The 24,875-nt window shown below is 63.5% G+C and carries 23 protein-coding genes; all 23 read left to right on the top strand.

Annotation, left to right across the window (positions count from 1 at the left end; translation table 11 throughout):
- Window positions 1-709: dioxygenase (locus EN969_RS01045; RefSeq protein WP_127418968.1), on the top strand; the 709-nt coding region annotated here is incomplete at its 5' end.
- Window positions 709-1,527: an SDR family NAD(P)-dependent oxidoreductase gene (locus EN969_RS01040; protein WP_013533089.1), complete on the top strand. Its 819-nt coding sequence runs from the start codon at window positions 709-711 to the stop codon at window positions 1,525-1,527. The genes EN969_RS01045 and EN969_RS01040, both read left to right, overlap by 1 nt.
- A gap of 63 nt (window positions 1,528-1,590) precedes the next feature.
- Entirely contained in the window at window positions 1,591-2,898 is a 1,308-nt protein-coding gene (locus tag EN969_RS01035) for an ABC transporter substrate-binding protein (protein ID WP_063167504.1), read from the top strand.
- Between the two features lie 25 nt (window positions 2,899-2,923).
- The gene (locus tag EN969_RS01030; RefSeq protein ID WP_063167505.1) at window positions 2,924-3,652 is read left to right on the top strand and encodes an ABC transporter ATP-binding protein; all 729 of its coding nucleotides are present in this window, start codon (window positions 2,924-2,926) and stop codon (window positions 3,650-3,652) included.
- Window positions 3,649-4,377: an ABC transporter ATP-binding protein gene (locus EN969_RS01025; RefSeq protein ID WP_013533086.1), complete on the top strand. Its 729-nt coding sequence runs from the start codon at window positions 3,649-3,651 to the stop codon at window positions 4,375-4,377. Before EN969_RS01030 ends, EN969_RS01025 begins: the two co-directional genes overlap by 4 nt.
- Window positions 4,364-5,227 (top strand): branched-chain amino acid ABC transporter permease, encoded by an 864-nt coding sequence (locus tag EN969_RS01020; RefSeq protein WP_013533085.1) that lies wholly within the window; start codon window positions 4,364-4,366, stop codon window positions 5,225-5,227. Before EN969_RS01025 ends, EN969_RS01020 begins: the two co-directional genes overlap by 14 nt.
- The gene (locus EN969_RS01015; RefSeq protein ID WP_063167506.1) at window positions 5,224-6,270 is read left to right on the top strand and encodes a branched-chain amino acid ABC transporter permease; all 1,047 of its coding nucleotides are present in this window, start codon (window positions 5,224-5,226) and stop codon (window positions 6,268-6,270) included. Before EN969_RS01020 ends, EN969_RS01015 begins: the two co-directional genes overlap by 4 nt.
- Complete coding sequence (locus tag EN969_RS01010; RefSeq protein ID WP_063167507.1) at window positions 6,267-7,283, top strand: alcohol dehydrogenase catalytic domain-containing protein; 1,017 nt, start codon at window positions 6,267-6,269, stop codon at window positions 7,281-7,283. The genes EN969_RS01015 and EN969_RS01010 overlap by 4 nt, the downstream gene beginning before the upstream one ends.
- A gap of 12 nt (window positions 7,284-7,295) precedes the next feature.
- A complete protein-coding gene (locus tag EN969_RS01005) occupies window positions 7,296-8,084 on the top strand; it encodes an alpha/beta hydrolase (protein ID WP_063167508.1) in 789 nt (262 codons plus the stop codon).
- A gap of 29 nt (window positions 8,085-8,113) precedes the next feature.
- A complete protein-coding gene (locus tag EN969_RS01000) occupies window positions 8,114-9,334 on the top strand; it encodes an acyl-CoA dehydrogenase (RefSeq protein ID WP_063167509.1) in 1,221 nt (406 codons plus the stop codon).
- 61 nt (window positions 9,335-9,395) lie between these two features.
- Window positions 9,396-9,944, top strand: coding sequence for a flavin reductase family protein (locus EN969_RS00995; protein WP_013533080.1), 549 nt, complete (start codon window positions 9,396-9,398; stop codon window positions 9,942-9,944).
- 360 nt (window positions 9,945-10,304) lie between these two features.
- Entirely contained in the window at window positions 10,305-11,840 is a 1,536-nt protein-coding gene (locus tag EN969_RS00990; RefSeq protein WP_063167510.1) for an FGGY-family carbohydrate kinase, read from the top strand.
- Window positions 11,837-12,613 carry a DeoR/GlpR family DNA-binding transcription regulator gene (locus EN969_RS00985; protein WP_063167511.1) on the top strand — a complete coding sequence of 259 codons (777 nt, stop codon included), beginning with the start codon at window positions 11,837-11,839 and terminating at the stop codon, window positions 12,611-12,613. The genes EN969_RS00990 and EN969_RS00985 overlap by 4 nt, the downstream gene beginning before the upstream one ends.
- Window positions 12,614-12,663: 50 nt before the next feature.
- Window positions 12,664-14,322: a glycerol-3-phosphate dehydrogenase/oxidase gene (locus EN969_RS00980; protein WP_164747145.1), complete on the top strand. Its 1,659-nt coding sequence runs from the start codon at window positions 12,664-12,666 to the stop codon at window positions 14,320-14,322.
- 423 nt (window positions 14,323-14,745) lie between these two features.
- Window positions 14,746-15,756, top strand: coding sequence for a sugar-binding transcriptional regulator (locus EN969_RS00975; RefSeq protein ID WP_027163951.1), 1,011 nt, complete (start codon window positions 14,746-14,748; stop codon window positions 15,754-15,756).
- A gap of 33 nt (window positions 15,757-15,789) precedes the next feature.
- The gene (locus EN969_RS00970) at window positions 15,790-16,446 is read left to right on the top strand and encodes a DUF2291 domain-containing protein (protein WP_063167513.1); all 657 of its coding nucleotides are present in this window, start codon (window positions 15,790-15,792) and stop codon (window positions 16,444-16,446) included.
- Window positions 16,443-17,984 carry a sugar ABC transporter ATP-binding protein gene (locus EN969_RS00965; RefSeq protein WP_063167514.1) on the top strand — a complete coding sequence of 514 codons (1,542 nt, stop codon included), beginning with the start codon at window positions 16,443-16,445 and terminating at the stop codon, window positions 17,982-17,984. The genes EN969_RS00970 and EN969_RS00965 overlap by 4 nt, the downstream gene beginning before the upstream one ends.
- 26 nt (window positions 17,985-18,010) lie before the next feature.
- The gene (locus EN969_RS00960; RefSeq protein ID WP_013533073.1) at window positions 18,011-19,141 is read left to right on the top strand and encodes an ABC transporter permease; all 1,131 of its coding nucleotides are present in this window, start codon (window positions 18,011-18,013) and stop codon (window positions 19,139-19,141) included.
- A 32-nt stretch (window positions 19,142-19,173) separates the two neighbouring features.
- Window positions 19,174-20,121, top strand: a complete 948-nt coding sequence (locus EN969_RS00955; RefSeq protein ID WP_023756738.1) for a D-ribose ABC transporter substrate-binding protein — start codon at window positions 19,174-19,176, stop codon at window positions 20,119-20,121.
- A 96-nt stretch (window positions 20,122-20,217) separates the two neighbouring features.
- Window positions 20,218-21,777 (top strand): FGGY-family carbohydrate kinase, encoded by a 1,560-nt coding sequence (locus EN969_RS00950; protein ID WP_063167515.1) that lies wholly within the window; start codon window positions 20,218-20,220, stop codon window positions 21,775-21,777.
- Entirely contained in the window at window positions 21,774-23,291 is a 1,518-nt protein-coding gene (locus EN969_RS00945) for a glycerol-3-phosphate dehydrogenase (protein ID WP_063167516.1), read from the top strand. Before EN969_RS00950 ends, EN969_RS00945 begins: the two co-directional genes overlap by 4 nt.
- On the top strand, window positions 23,291-24,229 hold the full coding sequence (locus tag EN969_RS00940) for a TIM barrel protein (RefSeq protein WP_013533069.1): 939 nt from the start codon (window positions 23,291-23,293) through the stop codon (window positions 24,227-24,229). Before EN969_RS00945 ends, EN969_RS00940 begins: the two co-directional genes overlap by 1 nt.
- Window positions 24,230-24,286: 57 nt before the next feature.
- Window positions 24,287-24,875: triose-phosphate isomerase (locus tag EN969_RS00935; protein WP_127418967.1), on the top strand; the 589-nt coding region annotated here is incomplete at its 3' end.

Here is a 24,875-nt window from a genome sequence, read left to right as displayed (position 1 = left end):
GTTCCTGACGCAGACGGGCCAGATCTGCAACGAATGGCGGCAGGAGTACATCCTGCTGTCGGATGTTCTCGGCGTCTCGATGCTGGTCGATGCGATCAACAACCGCAAGCCGTCGGGTGCCTCGGAATCCACGGTGCTGGGGCCTTTCCACGTCGCCGACGCGCCCGAATTGCCAATGGGATCGAACATCTGCCTCGACCAGAAGGGCGAGCCGATGTTCGTGCATGGCCGCATCCTCAATACCGAGGGTAACCCGATCGCAGGCGCCAAGATCGACGTCTGGCAGGCCAATGACGAGGGTTTCTACGACGTGCAGCAGAAGGGCATCCAGCCCGACTTCAATCTGCGCGGGGTGTTCCGCACCGGTGCGGACGGACGTTACTGGTTCCGCGGCGTGAAGCCCAAATACTACCCGATCCCGGATGACGGTCCGGTCGGCAGGCTGCTGGGCGCGCTAGGCCGCCACCCCAATCGTCCGGCGCATCTCCACTACATCGTCGAGGCCGAGGGCTTCGACGCGCTGACCACGCACATCTTCGATCCGGACGATCCGTACATCGATTCAGATGCCGTCTTCGGCGTGAAGAAAAGCCTGCTCGCCGAATTCCGCAAGGTCGAGGACGCCGAAGCCGCGGCCAGGGTCGAGGTCGCGGCGCCGTTCTACGACGTGGAGTTCGATTTCGTGCTGTCGCGCAAGGGAGGAAACTGATGGCCGCACTTGAGAAGATGTTCGATGTCAGAGGCAAGTCGGTGATCGTCACCGGCGGCGCCAGCGGCATCGGGCAGGCCTATTCCGAGATCATGGCCGAGCACGGGGCGAAGGTCTGCATCTTCGACCTGAACCCTGCCGGGCTGGAGAAGACCGTGGCGGCGATCAGGGCGGCGGGTGGCGATGTCTGGGGCCAGGTCGTCGATGTCGGCGACCGTGCGGCCATGGCGGCCGCCTTCGACAAGGTGGCCGAGAAGGCCGGCTCGATCGACGTCGTGTTCGCCAATGCCGGGATCGACGCCGGGCCGGGCTTCAACACCCCGACGGGCGAAAGGAACCCCGAGGGCGCCATCGAGAACCTGCCCGACGAGCACTGGGACAAGGTGATCGAGATAAACCTGACCTCGGTCTACACCACGATCAAGCATGCCGTGCGGCACATGAAGCCGAATGGCGGCGGCCAGATCATCGTCACGTCGTCCATCGCCTCGCTGATCAACGAGAGCATCGTGGGTACACCCTACATGCCCGCCAAGGCCGCGGTGAACCATCTCGTTCGCCACATGGCGATGGAGCTCGGCGCCTACAACATCCGCATCAACGCAATCCTGCCCGGGCCGTTCATCACCAACATCGCCGGCGGCCGGCTGCGCAATCCGGCGGACCGCAAGGCCTTCGAGGCCCAGTCGCTCATCGGCCGGATCGGTGACCCTGAAGAGATCAAGGGCCTGGCGCTCTATCTGGCGTCGCCGGCCGCGTCCTACGTGACGGGCTCGCTGATCGTCATCGATGGCGGCTCGCTGCTGAGGATGACCTGAACAAGCTTTGAACTGAGACCGGTCCCGTGGGCCGGAGAAACTTAACCCAGGGAGGAACCGACAATGACCTACTACAACAAACTGGTGAAATCGGGCTTGCGGCCCAGCCGCCGAAGCGTCCTGAAGGGGATTGGAGCCGGCGTTGCCGCCAGCACGCTGGGCATGCCGACCTATCTGCGCGCCGCGACGGCGGGGAAGATCAAGCTCGGCTATCTCAGCCCCACGACCGGGCCGCTCGCCCTGTTTGGTGAAACGGATGGCTACACCTTGCAGAAAATCCGCGCCCTGCTCGGCGGCCAGCTGCAATGTGCCGACGGCAATACTTACGAGATCGAGATCCTCGATCGCGACAGCCAGTCCAATCCGAACAAGGCATCGGAAATCGCCGGCAACCTCATCCTGAACGACGAGGTGCATCTGCTCGTACCGGCCTCGACCACCGACACGATCCTGCCCGCGGCCGAGCAGGCCGAGCTTTATGAGACCCCCTGCATTTCCTCCGGTGCTCCCTGGCAAGCGGTGATCATGCCGCGCGGCGGCGGCAAGCAGACCTTCGGCTGGACCTATCATTTCTTCTGGGGCCTCGACGAGGCGCTGAACACCTTCGTCGGACTCTGGAGCCATCTGGAGACCAACAAGAAGGTCGGCATGCTGTTTCCGCAGAACATCGACGGCGAGACCTGGGGCAACGACGAATATGGCTTGCCAGCGCCGACCCGCAAGGCCGGCTACGAGGTCGTGGTGCCCGGCTATTTCCAGCCCCGCACCAATGATTTTTCCGCACAGATCGCCGAGTTCAAGAAGCAGGGCTGCGAGATCATCGGCGGCATTACCTATCCGGACGATCTGAAGACCTTCGTCACCCAGTGCAACCAGCAGGGCTTCAAGCCGAAGGCGGTCACGGTGGCGGCGGCACTCCTGTTCCCGGGGGGTGTCGAGGCCATGGGTCCTCTAGGCAACGGCATGTCCTCGGAGGTCTGGTGGACACCGGCGTTCCCGTTCAAGTCGTCGCTGACCGGGCAGGTCAGCAGCGACATCGCCAGCCAATGGGAAGTCGATTCGAAGCGGCAGTGGACGCAGCCGCTGGGCTATTCGCATGCCTTGCTCGAGGTCGCGCTCGACATCCTGAAGCGCTCTTCCAATCCGCTCGATCGCACAGCCAACCGAGACGCCCTGGTCGCTACCGATCTGCAGACGCTGGTCGGTCATATCAAGTTCGACGGCTCGCCCCACAAGAACATCTGCAAGACGCCGATCTTCGGCGGCCAGTGGGTGAAGGGCGAGAAATGGCCTTATGACCTGAAGATCGTCGACAACACGGTCAATCAGCTCTTCGCGCCGCAACAGGCTATTCAGCCGATCGCCTGGTGACATGAGCGGGGACGCGGGCAGAGTCATGGGTAGGGAAATCCTGCTGAAAGCGCACGGGGTGTCGAAGTCCTTCGGCGCTGTCCGCGTCCTGCATGACGTGACTTTCGACGTGCATCGGGGCGAGGTGCTGGGCATCCTCGGCCCGAATGGGGCGGGCAAAACGACGCTGTTCAACATGATCAGCGGCGACTTGAAGACGTCCGGCGGCGAGATCCAGCTCGGCGACACCGCACTCCGCGGCGAGCCGCCCTTCCGGCGCTGCCAGATGGGGATCGGGCGGACCTATCAGATCCCGCGTCCCTATTCCGGCATGACCACCTTCGAAAACCTGCTGGTCGCCGCCGCTTTCGGCGGCGGCCGGTCCGAGAAGCAGAGCTATGCTTTCTGCGCCCAGGTCCTGCGCGAGTGCGAACTCTCCGACAAGGCCAATGTCTCGGCCGGCGCTCTCACTCTGCTCGACCGCAAGCGGCTGGAGCTGGCGCGCGCGCTGGCGTCGGATCCGAAGCTGCTGCTGCTGGACGAGATCGCGGGCGGGCTGACCGACGATGAATCGAAGGCGCTGGTGGCGCTGGTGCGCCGCATCCGCGACCGCGGCATCACCATCGTGTGGATCGAGCATGTGCTGCACGCATTGCTGGCGGTAGCCGACCGGCTCTTGGTTCTGAATTTCGGCGAGAAGATCGCGGAAGGCGTGCCCGCCGACGTGATCGCGCTGCCTGAGGTCCAGCGCGTCTACATGGGGATCGAGGGATGACGGCCGTTCTTTCCACCCACGGGCTGTTGGCCCGCTATGGCGACTTCCAGGCGCTCTACGGCGTCGACATCGAGCTGCACCAGGGTGAGGCCGTGGCCTTGATCGGCGCCAACGGGGCCGGAAAATCCACCCTCCTGCGTTCGATCATGGGCCTGCTTCCGGTCGGGCGCGAGATGGTGCTGCTGCACGGTGAGCCGGTCGGCGGCACCGCCACCGACCGCATGGTGCAGAAGGGCGTCGCCATCGTGCCGGAGGGCCGCCGCCTCTTCACCGGCATGTCGGTCGAGGACAATCTGCGCGTCGCCATCGACCAGGCCGCGCGCATGGGCGCCAAGGGCGGATGGACGCTGCCGCGTCTGCACCAGCTGTTCCCGATCCTCAAGGAGAAGGCTCGCACCCAGGTGCAAAGCCTCTCGGGCGGGCAGCAGCAGATGGTGGCGATCGGCCGCGCGCTGCTCTGCCAGCCGCGCGTGCTGCTCTGCGATGAGATCAGCCTTGGTCTCGCGCCCAAGGTGATCCGCGAAATCTATGCCGCCTTGCCCGAAATCCGCGCCACCGGCACGGCGATGATCGTGGTCGAGCAGGATGTCGGCCTCGCCCGGACCGCCACGGACCGCCTCTACTGCATGCTGGAGGGCCGCGTGACCCTGACCGGCAGGTCCGCCGAAATCACGCGCGAGCAGATCGGCAAAGCCTATTTTGGAGCGGGCCATGGAGTGGTTTGACGCCTTGGTGCAGGGGGTCCTGCTGGGCGGCATGTATGCCCAGTATGCACTCGGCATGGCGCTGATGTTCGGCGTCATGCGGATCGTCAACATCAGCCATGGCGATCTGGTGATCCTTTTGTCGCTGATCGGCATCTCGATCGCCACGGCTTGGGGTCTGGGACCGCTGCCGGTGCTGATCGTGCTGGTGCCGCTCGCGGTGCTGATGGGCTGGGTGCTGCAGAAGGCCGTGCTGAACCGCGTGGTGGGCAGCGATCCGCTGCCCTCGCTGATCGCGACCTTCGGACTGTCGATCGCGCTGCAGAACCTGATGCTCCAGATATGGTCCGCGAACAGCCGATCGCTGCCCGGCCATGGGATCGAGAGCCAGTCCATCGAGATCGGCGGCATCTATGTCGGTCTCCTGCCGCTGATCGTGCTGGCCGTTGCCACGGGCCTGACAGGAGGCCTCGACCTGACGCTGAAGCGCACGCGCTTCGGTCGCGCGCTCCGCGCCGCGTCGGCCGATGTCGAGGCGGCGGCGATGACCGGCATCAACCCGCGCGCCGTCTATGCGATGGCGACAGCGGCGGCGGTCGGCATTCTCGGTTTTGCAGCCGTCTTCCAGGCGCTGCGGTCGACTGTTGCTCCGGCCGACGGACCTGCCCAGCTGATCTACGCGTTCGAAGCGGTGATCATCGGCGGCATGGGGACGGTATGGGGCGCCTTCGTCGGCTCGATGGTGCTCGGCATCTCGCAGGCCATCGGCTTCCGCATCGATCCGGGCTTCGGCGTGCTTGCCGGACATATCGTCTTCCTGGTCGTGCTGGCGACCCGCCCACAGGGCCTGTTCGGAAAGGCATTGTCATGAGTGCGATTCCCTATGTGGCAACAACCGAGGTGCCCGAGGTCGTGGTCCAGCGCCAGACCCGGTCCGGTCGCATCGCGATGACGCTGGCGGTGCTGGCCATGATCGCTGTCGCTGTCATGCCGTGGTGGGCTTCGACCGGCACGATCCGGTCGGTTCTGGTGCTGTGCTGCTATATCGCCGTCGCGCAGATGTGGAACCTGCTCGCCGGCTATGCCGGCCTCGTCTCCGTAGGCCAGCACGCCTTCATGGGCGCCGCCGGCTATGCGCTTTTCGTGCTGGCGCAGACCTACGGCATCAATCCGTTTGTGGCGGTCTTCCTGTCGCTCCTGGTGCCGGCCGCGCTGGCCGTGCCGATCTACCTGCTGCTGCATCGCCTGGATGGCCCCTATTTTTCGATCGGCACATGGGTGGTGGCCGAGGTCTTCCGGCTGACCGCCTCGAACCTGCCGCTCGTCAATTCCGGCGCGGGCATGTCGCTTCGCGTGATGAAGGACTATTCGGCCTTCGAGCGGAATGTCGCTATGTCGCTGCTCTGCGCGGGGATGCTGCTCGTCACGCTGGGCGGCAGCTATTGGCTGCTTCGCTCGCGCTTCGGCCTTGCGCTGATCGCCATACGCGACAATCCGGTTGCGGCTGCCAGCCAGGGCGTGAATGTCGTGAAGCTACGCTTCCTGATCTATGTCGCGTCAGCGGTCGGCTGCGGCCTCGCGGGCGCGATCTATTTCATGGCGCAGCTGCGCATCACCCCGGGTTCGGCCTTTGATCCGATGTGGGCGAACGTCGCGATCTTCATCGTCATGGTCGGCGGGATCGGGTCCATCGAGGGCGTTCTGATCGGATCGCTGATCTTCTTCATCGCGGACCGCTGGTTCGGCGAATATGGCGCAACCTATTTCGTCGTCCTCGGCCTGATGACGCTTCTGGTGGCGCTCTACGCCCGGACGGGCATCTGGGGCCTGATCTCGAAGCGGTGGGATGCACCATGGTTCCCGATCCGACGCAAGCTCGTCGACCCCGAACCGCTGACGAGGAGGATTTCATGAAAGCCGCCATCTTCGATAAGGTCGGCGTCCCACTGCGGATCGGCACGGTGCCGGACCCGACGCCAGCCCCGGACGAGGTCGTCTTGCGTGTCGCCGCTTGCGGCATCTGCGGCAGCGATCTGCACATCACCGAGGATCCGGTGCCTTTCGGCATCGAGGCAGGCTTTGTGCTCGGCCATGAATTCTCCGGTGACATCGTCGCGGTCGGATCGGAGGCAAAGGGCCTTCGGATCGGTGACCGGGTCGCTGTCGTGCCGATGCGCGGTTGCGGACACTGCGAGGCCTGCGAGCGCGGCGATCCGGCGCGCTGTCACGAGATGGAGCTGATCGGCGGCGGCTATGCGCAATACGCGACCGTGGCCGCACGCCAATGTCACATCCTGTCCGACGATGTAGCACTCGAGGATGGTGCGTTGGCCGAGCCACTGTCGGTCGCCCTGCATTGCATCGTCCGTTCGGGCATGAAGCCGGGGGATCGGGTCGCCATACTGGGTGCCGGGCCGATCGGACTGCTCGTCGCCTTCTGGGCGCGGCGCATGGGGGCATCGCGTGTCGTGGTGGCCGACATCCACGGCCATCAGCGCGAGCGTGCGCTTGCTCTCGGCGCGACCGGCTTCGCGCTTTCCGGCGAAAAGCTGAGCGAGAACCTCACCGATCTCTGCGGCGGAGCGCCCGACATCGTCTTCGAATGCGTTGGCAAGCGTGGCCTCATCGGCGCGGCGGTCGAGGCGGTCCGGCTGCAGGGCACGGTGGTCGGGGTCGGCCTCTGCATTGGTGGAGACCAGTGGGACCCGTTCGTTGCGCTGACGAAGGAAGTGAACCTGCTGTTTTCGGTCTTCTTCCATCAGCGCAACGAATTCGGCGTCGCCCTCGATGCGCTTCGAGGCGGACCTTTCGCACCGCAAACTCTGGTCACCGACCGGATCGACCTCTCGCCGGTTCCGCAGATATTCGAGAGCCTTCGCCGCCGCACCACGCAATGCAAAGTGCTGATCCAGCCGGACCTTGTTTGAGGAGAGTGAAAAATGGCCGTTCAATTCGAAACGCTCGAATACGATATCGATGGCACGAAAACGGTGGTGATGGCCATCGGTAGAGGCAAGCCCGTGCTGTTCCTGCACGGCGCCTCGACGCTTGAAGGCTTCGACTTTGCCGAGGGCCTCGCGGACCGTTTCCGCGTGCTCTGCCCGAGCCATCCGGGCTTCGGCTTTTCTGGCCCGGCGCCGCATGTCGCTACGATGTCCGACATGGTTTTACACTATCTGAATCTGCTCGATGTTCTCCGTCTGCCGGAGAAGCCTCATCTCATCGGCTTTTCCATGGGCGGCTGGATGGCGACCGAACTCGCTGGCCTTGCGCGCGAGCGTTTCGACAAGGTGGTGCTGATCGCGCCGGCAGGGCTCAACGACCCCGCATATCCGGCCACTGATCTCGGCGCGGTCGCGCCGCAGGAGTTGCCGGCCTATCTGGCGCAAGACGTCTCGGTGGCGCTGCGCTACTTCCCGGATGGTTCCGACGCCGCCTTTGCCGAGGCCTTCGGCGCCGATCGCGCCCGCGAAGGCGAGACGCTCGGCCGGCTGCTGGCGCCGTTCGGCATGGGTCATCCGAACCTGCGGCGCTTTCTGGCGCGCATCGCCAATCCGACACTGGTCGTCTGGGGCACCAGGGACCGTATGCTGCCGGCGGGACAGGCTCCGCTCTTCGTCGAGGCGCTGCCCGACGCACGCCTGATCCTCGTCGAGGACGCCGGCCATTTCGTCATGCAGGAGAAACCCGAAACGCTCAGGAAGATCGGCGATTTCTTCGCCGGCTGATCGCATTTGAAAAGGAGGAGGAGAACACGATGAACAAACCCATCAAGCACAGCTCGTGGGGGACGACCACCGACTATCGCGACTTGCTCAGGAAGATCGCGGAGATCGGACCGGCCCTGGAAGCCAACGCCACCGCCGATGAGGAGAATGGCGAACTGACTGCGGCCACGTTCGAGCTGCTGAAGCCGCTGCGCATGTCGCATATCTTTGCCGCGGAGAGCCTCGGCGGTGCGCAGTTGCGACCCACCGAGGGTCTCGAACTGCTGGCGGCGATCACCTGGCATTCCGGGGCGGCCGGCTGGGTTTCCATGGTGCATTGCTGCATCGGCGCGATGTCGGCTGCCTTTCTGCCGGACAGCGCGGTCGAGCGGCTGTTCGCGCCGGGCTCCGACAACCGTTTCTCGGGACAGGGGGCGCCGCTCGGCATGCTGAAGAAGGTCGACGGTGGCTACCGGCTGAACGGCAAGTGGAGCTATGGCAGCGGCTTCAGCCACGCCACCTATAGCCACAGTGCCGCCTTCGTCGACGACGGCACCGGCAAGCCCGCCAAGGACGATAGGGGCAATGTGATCATCATGTGCGCCCATGCGCCGATCTCCCAGCACAAGCAGCTCGGCAATTGGGACGTTCTGGGCCTCGGAGGCACCGGCAGCATCGACTATGCGGCCGAGGACGTCTTCATCGCCGACGATCTCGTCTTCCCGATCCTGACCGCACCGCCGCTGCGCCAGAAGGAGTTCTTCAGTCTCGGTGTCGTCGGCCTCGCCGCCATCGGTCATACCGGCTGGGCACTCGGCACCGGGCGGCGGATGCTGGACGAGATCGCCAAGTTCGCCCGCAGCAAGTCAGGCCGCGCCGGGTTGATCGGCGAGAGCGAGAAATTCTGGCACGACTATGGCCGCGCCGAAGCCCGCTATCGCGCTGCCCGCGCCTTCATCTTCGAAGTCTGGCGCGACATCGAGATGACGGTCGAAGCCGGCAACAGCATGTCGACGCGTCAGATCAGCCTTGTCCATCTGGCCAAATCCGAGATTCACGAGGTTGGCGTCGACATCTGCAACTTCGCCTACCGCGCGGGCGGCGGTGCGTCGCTGCGCGCCGGTGTGATCCAGCGCACCTTCCGCGAGATGATGGTGGCGGCCAACCATTTCACGATCGCGCCATCGATCGTCACCTCGGCCGGCCGCGACATCGGCGGGGTGTGGAGCGATCGCACCTGGCAGTTCTACGATCTGATCGAGAAGAAGTAGTCGCAAGGGCCGGACGGCGGACCCATCCGGCCCCATTTCATGCTGCAGAAGAGAGACGTCGATGAGCTTCCCGCATCCGATGACCAACGCCTTCCGCGAAGCCTTTCGCCACCATCCGGCCGGTGTTGCCGTGATCACGGCCGATCCCGGCGACAGACCGGTGGCGATGACCGTGTCCTCGCTGATCTCTGTAAGTGCTGCGCCACCGGTCGTCGCCTTCTCGCTGTCGATGAAATCGACCTCGTCCGAACCCTTGCTGCGGGCGCAGACCATGGTGATCCACCTGCTGCGCTACACCGATATCGACCTGGCGCAGCTCTGCGCGTCGAGCGGCGCGGAACGCTTCCCGCCGGGAGGCGCCTGGGCTCGGCTGCCCACGGGCGAACCGCGCTATACCGGCGTCTCGACCTGGTTCCGCGCCCGCCGGCTCGGCGTCCTGCCGATCGAGGGCGCGACACTGGTGGCGGCCGAACTCCTTGACGGCGAGGTGCAGCCGGACGAGATCCCCCCTGAGGCGCATTCGCTGGTCTACCTCGACCGTCGCTGGCATCGCCTGCACAAGGAACTGGACGGCGTGGCTGAACTTCTTGAGTCGTCGCGTTTTCTTTGAACGGTGCCGGCTGTCCGGCCGCTGCGCACGGAATTCGCTAAGCCAGTCAAACGCGTTCGAGCGTCAGTCGCACCGTCCCCCTGGCCCGCCGTGCAGGGTTGAGGGCCATCCAGCCAGTTGGGCACTGGTCGGAGCTTCGTCCCGCATCGGATGCATGTCTCAGCTTACGTTAGACATTTCTACAAAATATATCACATGTTGACGTTAATTTAACAGGCTACTATGGTCTGTTTACCGCATCGGATGCGGCGCTTTGGTATCACCGTTGCTCGTTGATTGTCGTCATGTCCGTCATCCTTATCCCAACCTGCAGGATTGCCTTGCAGCGCCCTTCACCAGTTGCTGAAAACGGCGGCGCCCATGCCCAGTTTGCTCGGAATCGATAACGGTCTCACGGTCACCAAGGCGGTGATCTTCGATGCCGATGGCACGCAGTTGTCGGTGGCGCGTCGGCGGGTTCCGCAATCGATGCCCCATGCGCGCTGGGTGGAGCGCGACATGGCCGGCCTCTGGCAAGCGACCGCCGACGCAATCAAGGAGGCGATCGCGCTATGTGGCCGCCCGGCGGACGACATCAGGGCGGTGGCGGCAACCGCGCATGGCGACGGTCTCTATTTGCTCGACAAGGATCGTCGGCCGCTGGGGCCTGGAATCCTGTCGCTCGATAGCCGCGCCGGCAAGATTGTCGAGCGATGGTCGGCGGACCGGGTCTTCGAAGAGGCGCTAGCGCGAACAGGCCAGGCGCCCCACGTCTCGGCGCCGTCGGCGCTGCTCGCCTGGATCAGGGAGCACGAACCGGCCCGCTATGGGCGTATCGGGCATATACTGGCCTGCAAGGACTGGCTGCGCTTTTGCCTGACCGGCAAGATCGGCACCGACCGTACCGAGGCCAGCACCTCATTCACGGATTTCCGCACGCAAGCCTTCGCGCCGGAAGCGTTGCGAATCTTCGGATTGGACGATGTTTTCGACGCGCTGCCGCCGATGGCGCACTCCGCCGCGATCGTCGGCCATGTCACCGCCGAGGCAGCCGAAATGACCGGCCTTGCCAAGGGAACACCGGTCGCGTGCGGACTGCATGACGTGACTGCCTCCGCACTTGGCATGGGCGGCCATGAGGAGGGCGTGCTCGCCATCGTCGCCGGAACCTATTCCATCAACGAAGTCGTCTCTTCGCAACCACGCGTCGACCCGCGTTGGCTCTGTCGCAACGCCATCGACGCAGGCCGCTGGAACAACATGGCGATCTCGCCGGCCTCGACCGCGAACTACGACTGGTTTCTCGACACGTTCTGCCGCTCGGAGCAGGAAAAGGCATCGATCGATGGCGACTCGATCCACGAGCTTCTGGCAGCAGAGATCGACGCGGCGCTGAAGAAGCCCTCGACCATCCTGTTTCATCCCTATCTGTTCGGCTCTCCTTATGGCGATGTTGCCAGCGGCGGCTTTGTCGGCCTGCACGGCTGGCACAATCGCGGCGATATGCTGAAGGCGGTTCTGGAGGGCATTGCCTTCAATCACCGCACCCATGTCGAAGCCTTGCGCGACGGCTTTGCCATCAGCGAGATCCGCCTGACCGGCGGCGGTTCGCGCAATCCGGCCTTCGTTCAGATGTTTGCCGACGTGCTGAACGCCCCGGTCATCGTCACCTCGACCGACGAGGCCGCGGCCTTTGGCGCTGCCCTTTGCGCGGGGGCGGCGGTTGGCATCTTCGCGACGCCGCAACAGGGCGCCAGGCAGGTCGGGATGACGGCGCGCCAATACGAGCCTGACCAAGCCTCGAGTGCTGTGTTCAACGAGCGCTTTTCCCTCTATGGCCGCATAGCCGGTGCGCTCGAACCGCATTGGCCCGACATCGAGAAGCTGGGCCGGCCAGACACTGGGGGAACCGCATGATCAAGGCCGACGAACGACGCGAAGAGATCGCCGACTATGTGATCAAGCTCGGCCAGGTGCGCATCGACGATCTGGTCGAGCATTTCGGCGTGTCGCGCATGACCGTCCACCGGCATATCGACCGGCTGGCGCAGCAGGGCGTGCTGCGCAAGCTGCACGGTGCGGTGACGGTTCAGCCTTCCGGCCTCTACGAAAGCGCCTTCCGCTACCGTGTGACGGTCAACCGGGCCGAGAAGGATGCGCTGGCGCGGGCAGCACTCGATTATGTCGAAGCCGGCCAGGTGGTGATGCTGGACGATTCCTCGACGGCAAACGCCGTCGCGGCACTGCTGCTCGACGTCAAGCCGCTGACCGTCATCACCAACTCCGTAGCGACGGCATCACTGCTGATCAATGTCGACGAACTCGACTTCATCTGTCTCGGCGGCCAGTACCACGGCACCTACAACGCCTATATCGGTATCGTCTGCGAGAACGCCGTGGCGCAGCTGCGCGCCAATGTGCTGATCTGTTCGGCTTCGGCCATCACCGGAACCACGGCCTTCATCCAGGATCCCAATGTCGTGCGGGTCAAGCAGGCGATGATGGCCGCATCGGCCAAGCGTATCCTTCTGATCGACCATGCCAAGTTCGACAGGATCGCGCTGCATGTCTTCGACGATCTGACCAGCTTCGATGTCGTGCTGGCGACCGAAGGCCTGGGCGATGCGCGGGCGCAAGCTCTCGAACGGGCCGGCGTGAAGCTGCGCATCGTCAAGACGAGAGCGTCATGAGCTCAAGCGAAGCAACATTTACGGAAAATCCCGCCGGGCGTTTGGCCGCCATGGCCGGAACCGGCGAGGTCGACGTCGTCATTCTTGGCGCCGGCATTAACGGGGCAGGGCTGTTTCGCGACCTGTGCGCGCAAGGCGTCAGCTGTCTGATCGTCGACAAGGCGGATTTCGGCTCGGGCACCAGTGCCGCGCCGTCGCGGCTCATTCACGGTGGCCTGAAATATCTCGAAACCGGCGAGTTCGGGCTGGTCGCACAGTCGACACTTGAACGCAATCTGCTTTTGAAGAACGCGCCGCACTATGTCAGCCCGCTGCCGACCGTCATCCCGATCTTTTCCTGGAGCAAGGGCATGTTGGCGGCCTTGCGGACGCTGTTCGGCTCGACCAGCGCACCGCGCAGCCGCGGCGCCATCCTGATCAAGATCGGCCTGATGATCTATGATTTCTACGGCTCGCGAAACCAGGTCATGCCGCGCCACCGCATGGTCGGGCGGCGCCAGGCGCTCAGCGGGATGCCGGCGCTCAATCCTTCGATCGTCGCCACCGGCACCTACTACGACGCCAAGATAAGCCACCCCGAAAGGCTCGTGCTTGAACTGATCCTCGATGGGCGGCAGGCAAACGCGGCCTCGGCCAGCGCGAACTATACGGCGCTGGTCAAGTCCGCCGATGGGGTACTGACCTTCCAGCCGGAAAACGGCGCGGCCTTTTCGGTGCGGCCGAAGCTGGTGGTCAACGCCGCCGGTCCGTGGATCGACGATGTCAACGAATTGCTTGGCGCGCCGTCGAAGATGATCGGCGGCACCAAGGGCTCGCACGTCCTGCTCAAGCATGACGAACTGGTCAAAAGCCTGGCCGGGCGCATGCTCTATTTCGAAGCCGATGACGGCCGCATCTGCCTCATCTACGATTATCTCGGCCTGGCGCTGGTCGGCTCCACCGACATCAAGGCCGACAATCCCGACGCGGTGCGCTGCGAGCCCGACGAAGTCGAGTACCTGCTCGACAGCGTGCGGACTCTGCTGCCGGGAATGGCGTTCGAGCGCGACCAGATCGTCTACGCCTATAGCGGCATCAGGCCGCTGCCGGCCTCCGATGCATCGCTGCCCGGGCTGATCAGCCGTGACCACTCCGCGCCGGTCGCCGAGCCGGATCGGAACAGACCTTTCGCGGTCATCTCGCTGGTCGGCGGCAAGTGGACGACCTTTCGCGGCTTTGCCGAGGAAGTCGCCGACACCGTGCTCGGCCGCCTGCAGCACAGCCGCAAGGTGACGACGCAAGCCATGCCGATCGGCGGCGGCAGGGATTTCCCGACCAATGCCGCAGCGCGAGCAAGTTGGCTGGCTCTGGCTCGCTCGAAGACGGGCGCTGAGGAACGGCGTCTCGATGCGCTGCTGTCGCGATACGGCACCAGAGCCACGCAGATCGCCACGCATGGGTCGGGCGATGAGGGTCGGCTGCCGGATTCAGAAAGCTACAGCAAATCGGAAATCGACTACATCGTCCGCAACGAGTTCGTCGAACATCTGGCCGACATCGTCATGCGCCGCAGCACCTTGGCGATATCAGGCTCCCTGACAGGCCGCGACCTGCAGGCGATTGCGGCGATTGCCGGACAGGCGCTGGGCTGGAGCGCCGGGCGCCTTGCAAGGGAAGTCGAGGCCGCAATTGTGGAACTCGAGGACCGGAACCTGATGCGGCTGGGTTGATCAGTCCGTCACCGATGCTCTTCACAAGGCAATCCGGTTGGTTTGCCCATGGATGCGCCGCATCCGCAAATCGCCCAACTCACAGGCGGATTGGGATTTTGCCGATATTAGATATTATCCCTGAAAAACAGCTAGTTAGAAGAAAATCTGGATAGCCGATGGCCATGCAATTCTGCTGGCTTAGGCGTGAGGTAACATAGATTGACGTTAAATTAACACAACTGTATGATCGAGTAACATGCTCACCTCCTAATAGGTCGATGTTGCCCGCCGAATGCCGGCAGACCGGCGTTTCGGGAAGGGCGAGACCTGTGAATTGCCCGCATGTGCATGCGCCCAACCCGGCGGGGGATTGACAGCGATGCAGGGATGTGAAAATTTTTGCACACAAAGATAATAATATCATCTCAGGGAGGAGATGGCTTGAAATCCGGCGGAACCGCTAACCGCGATCATGAGTCCAGCCTCGCCACCCGCGCGGCCTGGCTTCACTATGCCGGGGGTCTGACGCAGGCCCAGGTGGCCAAGCGGCTCGGCCTGACCAGCCTCAAGGCGCATCGGCTCATCACGCGGGCCACCCAGGATGGCCTGGTCAGGGTGATCATCGACGGCGACGTCGGCGAATGCATCGACCTCGAGCAGCAGCTGATCAATGCTTACGGGCTCGATTACTGCGAGGTCGTTCCGGATCTCGATCAGGACGAGCTGCCGCTGAAGGCGCTTGGCATCGCCGGCGCTCAGTTTCTGAAGCGGGAGATCGATCGCGGCGAGGACATGCTGATCGGCGTCGGCCACGGCCGTACCCTTGCCGCAAGCGTCGAGTATCTGACGCGCACCGCCGCCGCCCATATCCGTTTCGTCTCGCTGCTTGGCGGTGTGACGCGCAAGTTCGCGGCCAACCCGCACGACGTCATGCATCGGCTGGCCGAGCGGACCGGCGCGCAGGCCTATGTGATGCCGGTGCCTTTTGTCGCCAACACCGCGGAGGACCGTGAGGTGCTGCTTGGGCAGCGCGGCATCAGCGATGTCTTCGACCTCGCAAGCCGGTCCGACCTGATGTTCGTCGGCATAGGGACCGCCGAGCGGGAAGCTTCGCTGGTCGCCACCGGCATGATCGAACATTCCGAAATCGATGAGGTCAAACGCGATGGCGGCGTCGGCGAGCTGCTCGCCCACTTCTTCGACGACCAGGGACGCCCAGTGGAAACGGCGCTGTCGGAAAGAATCCTGGCACTCCCGCGGGACCAGTTGAAGGGCCGCCGGATCGTCGCCGTCGCCGGCGGCAAAGTGAAAATACGCGCTATCAAAGCGGTGCTCGAAAGCCGCTATCTGAGCGGCCTGATCACCGACGAATCCACCGCTCGTGCCCTTGTCGAACAGAACAAACCCAATGGCGCGAAGCGCCATATGAACGGAGGATCGCCAAATGCGTGACAAGCGCGGATCAGCCTTGCTGGCGGTTGCGTCATGAGCGCGAAAGCCGCCACTGCATCGACCAGGCCTGCCTCGCCCGCCCTGCGTCGGGCACTTGCCAGCGCCGCGGTTGTCGTCCTGCTCGGCGCCATGGCGCTCGATACCAACGTGGTCAGGATAGGGTCGGCAGGCGACGTTCGCAGCGCCGTGTTTTCCGCCGCTGACTACGGCAAGTCGGAATTTCCCAAGGTGCAGGCCGATGTCGAGGCACGCGCCGCCGACGCGGTGACGGTGGCGACGGCGATTGCCAAGGACAGGGCAACGGCGGAAAAGGAATACGGTGTGCCTGCGGGCGTCGGACCGGTCATTTCAGTCAAGTTCACCGGCGTCGTCGGCGAAGGAAAATCTGGCATCTACAAGGTCGCCGTCGACGGCGTGCCAGATACGTTGATGATCCGCGTGCAGACGGGACCGGCAATCAACGGGACGGAACTGCGTGACGCCACGGGCAAGATCACATTCGGCCAGTTCACCAACCAGATTGAGTACCAGGACGCCGGTTCGGCGCTGAACAATGAGATGAAGAAGGAAGTCCTGGCCAAGGTCGATACGAGCACCTTGACCGGCAAGACCATATCGGTGGTCGGCGCATTCAAGCTGGTCAACCCGAAGAGCTGGCTCGTCACCCCCGTGAGGCTGGACGTCAAATGAAACCGACTGCCGACACCGGACCCGCGACTGGCGACGCCGTGCTTTCGGCGCGCAACATCGTCATGTCGTATGGCGGCGTCCATGCGCTCAAGGGCGTCAATTTCGACATCCATCGCGGCAAGGTCACCACGCTGTTCGGAGAGAATGGCGCCGGCAAGTCGACGCTGATGAAGATCCTCTCCGGCGTGGTCACGCCGACATCCGGCGACATCGTGCTCGACGGCAATCTCGTCAGCTTTTCTTCGTCCTCGGACGCGCGCGATCGCGGCATCTCGATCATCCACCAGGAACTCAGCCTGGCGCCCAACCTCAGCGTTCGCGACAACATCTTCATGGGCCGCGAACTGCGCACCAGGACCGGCCTCGACTTCGCCGAGGAGCAACGCCAGGCGCGCGCTCTGATGGCTGATCTCGAGGAGGACATCGATCCGATGACCCTGGTCGAGGATCTGCGCCTCGGCCAACAGCAGATCGTCGAGATCGCCCGGGCACTGTCGGTCGATTCGCGCATCCTCATCATGGACGAGCCGACCTCCGCGCTCAGCGCAACCGAGGTGGAAGTTCTGTTCAAGGTGATCCGCGATCTGACCAGCCGCGGCGTCTCCATCGTCTACATATCGCATCACCTCGAAGAGGCGCTGCAGATCACCGACTATGCCGTTGTCCTGCGCGATGGCGCGATTACCGCGACGGCCGAAGCCCGGGATATCGATCTCGAATGGATCGTGCGCAACATGGTCGGCGAGAATTTCGATCTCGGCTCGCCGCCGACCGGCCATGAATTCGGCGAAGTCGCCCTATCGATCGAGGATGTCAGCGTCGTCGACACTTCGGGCTCAGGTTATTCCGTCGTCGATCACCTGTCGCTGGACGTGCGAGCAGGCGAGATCGTCTGCATCTACGGGCTGATGGGTGCCGGGCGCACGGAATTGCTGGAGGCCGTCGCCGGACGAGTGCCGATGGCGGGCGGGCGGGCGCTGCTGGAAGGCGAGGACGTCTCGGGGCTGAGCATTGCCCAGCGTATCTCCAGAGGGCTTGTGCTGGTCCCCGAGGACCGGCAGCGCGACGGGCTGGTGCAGACGATGACCGTCGGTCGTAATCTTTCGCTCGCCAGCATCGAAGCGTTCGCCAGGGGCCTGTTTCTGTCTCGTTCCAGAGAGCGAGAGCTGGTCGAAGACTCGATCCGCAAGGTGACCGTCAAGACCGCTGGCGGCAACGCCATGATCGGATCGCTGTCGGGCGGCAATCAGCAGAAGGTCGTCATCGGCAAGATGCTGACGACCAATCCCAAGGTTATCCTTCTCGACGAGCCGAGCCGCGGCATCGATGTCGGCGCCAAGGCCGAAGTCTTCCGCTTGCTGAGCGAACGCGCTGCGCAGGGCCTTGCCGTCGTCTTCTCGACCTCTGAGGTCAACGAATGCCTCAGCATTGCCCACCGCATCGTCGTCATGCGCCGCGGCAGGATTTCAGCCGAATTCGGCGCCAATGCCACCAAAGAGCAGATCATGGCCGCCTCGGGCGAAGCCGTGGTCGCCTGATCACCAGGAATTTCGGAGCCCACACCATGACCGATGTCAGCCAGGCCAGAAAACAGTCCAGTCCAAGCGCGAGCGAAGGCTTCGATCTCGCCAAGCTGCTGCTCGAGGGCCGCGCTTTCTTTGCCCTGATCGTCATCATCGTCGTCTTTTCGATCCTGTCGCCCTACTACCTCTCGGTGGCGAATTTCCTGACCATGGCCTCGCATGTCGCCATCTTCGGAATCCTCGCGATCGGCATGCTGCTTGTCATCCTCAATGGCGGCATCGATCTGTCGGTGGGGTCGACGCTGGGCTTGGCCGGCGTCGTTGCCGGCTTCCTGATGCAAGGGGTGACGCTGAGTTGGCTGGGCGTCGTTCTCTATCCGCCGGTGTGGGTGGTCGCGGTGCTGGCCTGCATGCTGGGCGCCGTCGTCGGGCTGATCAACGGCGTGCTCATCGCGCGCTTCAAGGTTCCAGCTTTCGTCGCCACCCTCGGCGTCATGTACATGGCGCGCGGCCTGGCGCTGCTGATGACCAGCGGCCTGACCTACAACAATCTCGGCGGCAAGCCGGAGCTCGGAAACACCGGCTTCGATGCGCTTGGCTTCAACCGCTTGTTCGGCGTGCCGACGGGCGTCGTGGTTCTCGTGGTCATCGCGCTCATTGGCAGCATCGTCCTGAACCGCACCGCTTTCGGGCGCTGGCTCTACGCCTCGGGCGGCAATGAACGCGCGGCCGAACTCTCCGGCGTTCCGGTCAAGACAGTGCAGATTTCCGTCTATGTGCTGTCGGGCATCTGCGCCGCCATTGCCGGCCTGATCCTGTCCTCGCAGCTTACATCGGCGGGACCGACCGCCGGCACCACCTACGAACTGACGGCCATTGCGGCCGTCGTCATCGGCGGCGCGGCACTGACCGGCGGCCGCGGCAACATCCGCGGAACCCTGCTCGGGGCCTTCGTCATCGGCTTCCTGTCCGACGGTCTGGTGATCATCGGCATCTCATCCTACTGGCAGACAGTGTTCACCGGCGCGGTCATCGTGCTCGCCGTGCTCCTCAATGCCGTTCAGTATCGCCGCCGCAGCAAGCTCCCAAGCGCGACAGGTGGCCAACCGACTTCTCAGAAACGGGGGAAGGCCGAACCGGCCAATCCTGCCCAAGGGAAGACTGCCAGGTGAACTGGCAGCAACACCGCGTAATCATTGGAGGAATGTACATGAAAACCATGCTGAAAAGTCTGCTCGCGGCCGCGATGGTCGTTGGGTTCACGGCCGCCGCGTCAGCCGCGGGCCTGATCTCGATCATCGTCAACGATCCGGCCAATCCCTACTGGCTGACCGAGGGCAACGTCGCCAAGGCCGAGGCCGAGAAGCTTGGCTATACGGCCAATGTCGGCGCCCACAAGGGCGATACCAATACCGAAAGCAATTTGATCGACACCGCCATCACCAACAAGTCGGTGGCGATCATTCTCGATCCGGCCAACGCCGACGGCTCTGTCGGTGCGGTGAAGAAGGCGATTGCAGCCAACATCCCGGTGTTCCTTGTCAATGCCGAGATCAACCAGGAAGGCCTCGCCAAGGGGCAGCTCGTTTCCAACAACGCGCAGGGCGCTGCTCTCGGTGCCCAGCAGTGGGTGCAGGCCGTCGGTGAAAAGGGCAAATATGTCGAACTGCTCGGCGCCCCGTCGGACAACAATGCCGCCACGCGCTCGAACGGTTACGCGACTGTGCTGAGCCAGTACCCGGATCTCGAAAAGGCTGCTTCGCAGGTCGCCAACTGGGATCGTACCCAGGGCCACGACAAGATGCAGAGCATGCTGCAAGCCAATCCCGACATCATCGCCGTGATCAGCGGCAATGACGAAATGGCTCTCGGCGCGGTTGCGGCGCTGAAGGAAGCTGGCAAGCTCGCCGGCATCAAGGTCGGTGGCTTCGACGGCTCCCCGGACGCGGTTGCGGCGATCAAGTCCGGTGAACTGCAGTACACCGTGCTGCAGCCGGTCGCCATCTTCTCGGCCAAGGCCGTGCAGCAGGCGGACTCGTTTATCAAGACGGGTGCCACCGGTGCGGCGACCGAGAAGCAGCTGTTCGATTGCCTTCTCATCACCAAGGACAATGTCGACAAGTACACCGCACCCTTCGTGCTGTCTGAGTAATACCTGCACAGGGGGTGTCCTTGCGGACACCCCCTGTCTCTTCTACGAAATGACTGCCCTCGTGAACTGCCTTCGCAACCAATCGGAATTTGCGGCATGAAAGACCTGCTGATCGGCATCGACGCGGGAACGTCGGTGATCAAATCGATCGCTTTCGATCTGTCCGGGCGGCAGCTCGCCATGACGTCGGTGCCCAATAGCTTCGTCACGCTGGAAGGCGGCGGCGCCGAGCAGGACCTCGACCAGACCTGGCGCGACATGGCGCGGACCGTTCGCGATCTCGCGGCCAAGATTCCCGACCTCGCGCAACGAATCGCGGCGGTGGCCATCACCGGGCAAGGCGACGGAACCTGGCTGATCGATAGCGACGGCATGCCTGTCTCGCGCGCCTGGCTGTGGCTCGATGCCCGCGCCGGACGTTTGGTGGACGAGATGCGCGCCGATCCCCGGGATCGCAGGCGGTTCGAACTGACCGGCACGGGGCTGAATTCCTGCCAGCAAGGCGCCCAGCTTGCCTTCATGAAAAAGAACCATCCCGACATGCTGGAGCGGGCGGCCACCGCACTGCATTGCAAGGATTGGCTCTACTTCAAGATGACGGGCGAACGCGCCACCGATCCCTCCGAGGGAACCTTCACCTTCGGCGATTTTCGGTCGCGCACCTATTCCGACGAAGCCCTCGACATCCTGGATCTGACGACGCATCGCCGCCTGTTGCCTCCCATGCTCGAAGGCACCACCGACCATCATCCGCTATCGCGATCGGCGGCGGCGGAGACCGGCCTGCTCGAAGGCACGCCGGTGGTGCTGGGCTACGTCGACATGGTCATGACGGCGCTCGGAGCCGGCCTCTATGATCCCTCGGGCAATGTCGGCTGCACGGTCATCGGCTCGACCGGCATACACACGCGCTTCGCAGCCACTCCCGACGATGTCGTGCTGAACGCAGATGGCTCCGGCTACACGATCGCCATGCCTATTCCGGGCGCCTTTGCACAATTGCAATCCAACATGGCGGCGACGCTCAACATAGACTGGGTGCTTGGCCTTGCGCGCGACGTGCTCGCCACGGCTGGCGGCAAACCTTCTCATGACGAGTTGCTGAAGGCGCTCGACGCTTGGATGGAAGCATCGGAGCCGGGATCGCTGATCTACCAGCCTTACATATCGCTAGCCGGCGAAAGAGGGCCGTTCGTCGACCCTGACGCACGCGCCGGCTTCATCGGCCTTTCGGTCAAGCATGGCTTTGGCGATCTGGCACGCGGCGTGCTCGAGGGGTTGGCCTTCGCCGCTCGCGATTGCTACCAGGCGATGGGCGCCGTGCCGAGTGAGATCCGCCTGTCGGGCGGCGCAGCGCGCAGTCCGTCTCTACGTCGCATCATCGCGGCGGCGACAAGGGCGCAGGTGCGCACCAGCAGCCGCCAGGAAGCCGGCGCGGCGGGTGCCGCGATGATGGCCGCGGTCGGGCTCGGCGTCTACGGCTCCATGGAAGACTGCGCCGCCGAATGGGTGACGCCGCTTCTCGGCGACTGCGATGCCTATGACGAGGCGCTTTCGCAAACATACGATGCGCTCTTCCCTTCCTTCGTTGCGGCGCGCCAGGCGCTTCGGCCGGTGTGGAAGGGCATGGCGCACCGCACAGGAGCAAGATCTTGAGCAATACAACAGATGTCGTCGATCTCTTCGTGATCGGCGGCGGCGTCAATGGAGCCGGCATAGCGCGTGATGCTGCAGGTCGTGGCCTGTCCGTCATCCTGTGCGAAAAAGACGATCTCGCGCAAGGCACCAGTTCGCGTTCCGGCAAGCTGGTGCATGGCGGCCTGCGCTACCTCGAATATTATGAATTCAGGCTGGTTCGCGAAGCGCTGATCGAACGCGAGGTGCTGCTCGAGGCGGCGCCGCATATCATCTGGCCGATGCGCTTCGTTCTACCGCACAGCCCGCAGGATAGGCCGGCATGGCTGGTCCGGCTCGGGCTGTTTCTCTACGACCACCTTGGCGGCCGCAAACGGCTGCCTGGGACAAGAACGCTGAACCTGAGGACCTCGCCTGAAGGCGCGCCGATCAAGGACGAATTCAAGCGCGGTTTCGAATATTCCGACTGCTGGGTCGACGATGCGCGCCTGGTGCTGCTCAATGCGCTCGATGCAAGGCAGCGAGGCGCCAGAGTGCTCACGCGCACCGCCTGTGTCGCGGCGCGCCGTGAAGGCGGACTGTGGTCGATCGACATGCAGGATGGTCGCACGGGCGCCGTCACGAAAGTCCGCGCGCGCGCTCTGATCAACGCAGCAGGTCCCTGGGTCAACGACATTGTCAGCCGCGTCGCCGGGCAGAATTCGACGCGCAATGTCCGGCTTGTAAAAGGCAGCCATATCGTCGTGCCCAAATTCTGGGAGGGGCGGCAGGCCTATCTCATCCAGAACAACGACAAGCGGGTGATCTTCGTCAACCCGTACGAGAACGATCTGGCGCTGATCGGCACGACCGACATTCCCTACGAAGGCAGGCCCGAGGAAGTGGTCGCCGAGGCCAGCGAAGTCGACTACCTGATCAAGGTGGTCAATCGCTATTTCAAGCGGCAGCTGACGCCACAGGACGTGGTCTACAGCTTCTCCGGTGTGCGTCCGCTCTATGACGACAATGCCGACAATCCAAGCGCGGTGACGCGCGACTATATTTTCGAACTCGACGCCTCCAACGGCAACGCACCGCTGCTTTCGGTGTTCGGCGGCAAGATCACCACCTTCCGCAAGCTGTCGGAACACGCGCTGGAAAAGATCCAGCCATTCTTTCCGACGATGAAGAAAGCCTGGACGGCCAAAATTCCCTTGCCGGGGGGCGACCTGCCCAATGCGGACTTCGAGCAGTTTCTGAGCGATCTGCATGTCGAATTTTCATGGCTCAGCCCGTCGTTGGTGAAGCACTACGCTCGAAGCTACGGCACCCGCGCCAGGCAATTGCTCGCCGGCGCGCAAAGCGAGGCTGATCTCGGCCGACGCTTCGGTCCCGATCTGTATGAACGGGAGGCAAAGTTCCTGGTCGAGACCGAATGGGCTGGCACATCAGCCGATATACTGGAACGCCGCACAAAGCATGGCCTGCATATCAATGCGGCCGAGCGGAAAGCGTTCGAAGATTGGTTCGGTAACATCATGGCGACGGCGGACTGATGGCCTTCACGCTTTCCCTCAACACCAATCCTCTGGTCAATCGCTTCGCCGATCCAGACGATTTGATCGACGCGATTGCTTATGGCATCGGCATTCGCGACGTGCAGTTGACGCATGAATTCGTCAATCCGGGCTGGCCGGCGGCCACGATTGCCAAATTCCTGCGCCTGTTCAACAGCGCGCTTTCGCGGACCGGTGTCAGGATCACCTCCGGCATGACCGGACCTTATGGCCGGCTCAACCATTTCGGCCACCCGGACGCCGACGTCCGGCGCTACTATGTCGACTGGTTCAAGACCTTCGCCGACATTTCCGCCGAACTCGGCGCGCCAGGCATGGGCACGCAGTTCGCCATCTTCACCTACAAGGACTTTGACGATCCGCAACGGCGGGCAGCACTTCTCGATATCGCGCTCGAATGCTGGCGCGAGGTTGCCGAACACGCCAGGGCGGCGGGGCTGACATACCTGTTCTGGGAGCCGATGTCGGTCGGCCGCGAGTTCGGCCACACGATCGAAAGCTGCGTCACGCTGCAAGGCGCCATCGACGCAGCGAAGCTGCCCATACCGATGAAGATGATGGTCGATATCGACCATGGCGACGTGACCTCACCCAACCCTGCCGACACCGATCCCTACGCCTGGGCGAAAGCGTTTCCATTGCAATCTCCGATCATCCACATCAAGCAGTCTTCCATGAACAAGGGCGGCCATTGGCCGTTCACGGCCGCCTACAACAAGGATGGCCGCATAGTGCCGCAGAAGTTGCTGGACGCGGTTCGGCAGGGTGGTGGAACCGACAATGAAATTTGCCTTGAACTTTCCTTCAGGGAGAGGGAACCAGTCGACCATCAGGTTATCGAGATGATCCGCGAGTCGGTGGATTTCTGGGCGCCTTACGTCGACAGTGGCCGGGACAGTCTCAAGCCTCGGACTTGAGCGAATACGTCGCCCGGAAGCCGGCTTCGGCCGCAAAAGTATCGAAGGAGAAAAACAATGGCCCCATATTGGGTCGGCACGAGCTGGAAGATGAACAAGACGCTTGCCGAGGCGTTGCTGTTCGCCGATGCGTTGGCCGCCTTCGTGCCTGGTTTCGATCAGGCGATACAGCCTTTCGTCATTCCGCCGTTCACCGCCGCGCGCCAGGTCAAGGCGGCACTAGCCAACACCCGCGTGAAGGTAGGTGCCCAGAACATGCATTGGGCCGATGCCGGCGCGTGGACGGGAGAGATTTCGCCAGTGATGTTGAAAGACTGCGGGCTGGATGTAATCGAACTCGGCCATAGCGAGCGCCGGGAGCATTTCGGCGAGACGGATGCGACTGTCGGACTGAAAACGGCAGCTGCTGTCAGGCACGGTTTCGTGCCACTGATCTGCGTCGGCGAGACGCTGGACGAGCGTGAATCAGGCCGCGCCGAGGCGGTGCTGACGGCACAAGTTCTCGGCGCGCTGCAGGAGCTGAGCGGCGATCAACCGAAGGCGGAAATCCTCTTTGCCTACGAGCCTGTCTGGGCGATCGGGGAGAAGGGCATTCAGGATCGCGGCAAGGCAGAGCTTGGCGAAAAGACGATGATCGATGCATGGG

The sequence above is a fragment of the Mesorhizobium sp. M7A.F.Ca.CA.003.01.2.1 genome (genome assembly GCF_003998945.1).
GTDB lineage: Bacteria > Pseudomonadota > Alphaproteobacteria > Rhizobiales > Rhizobiaceae > Mesorhizobium > Mesorhizobium ciceri.
The sequence above is the reverse complement of the archived record's forward strand: the minus strand, read 5'-3'. Positions and strand labels throughout refer to the sequence as shown.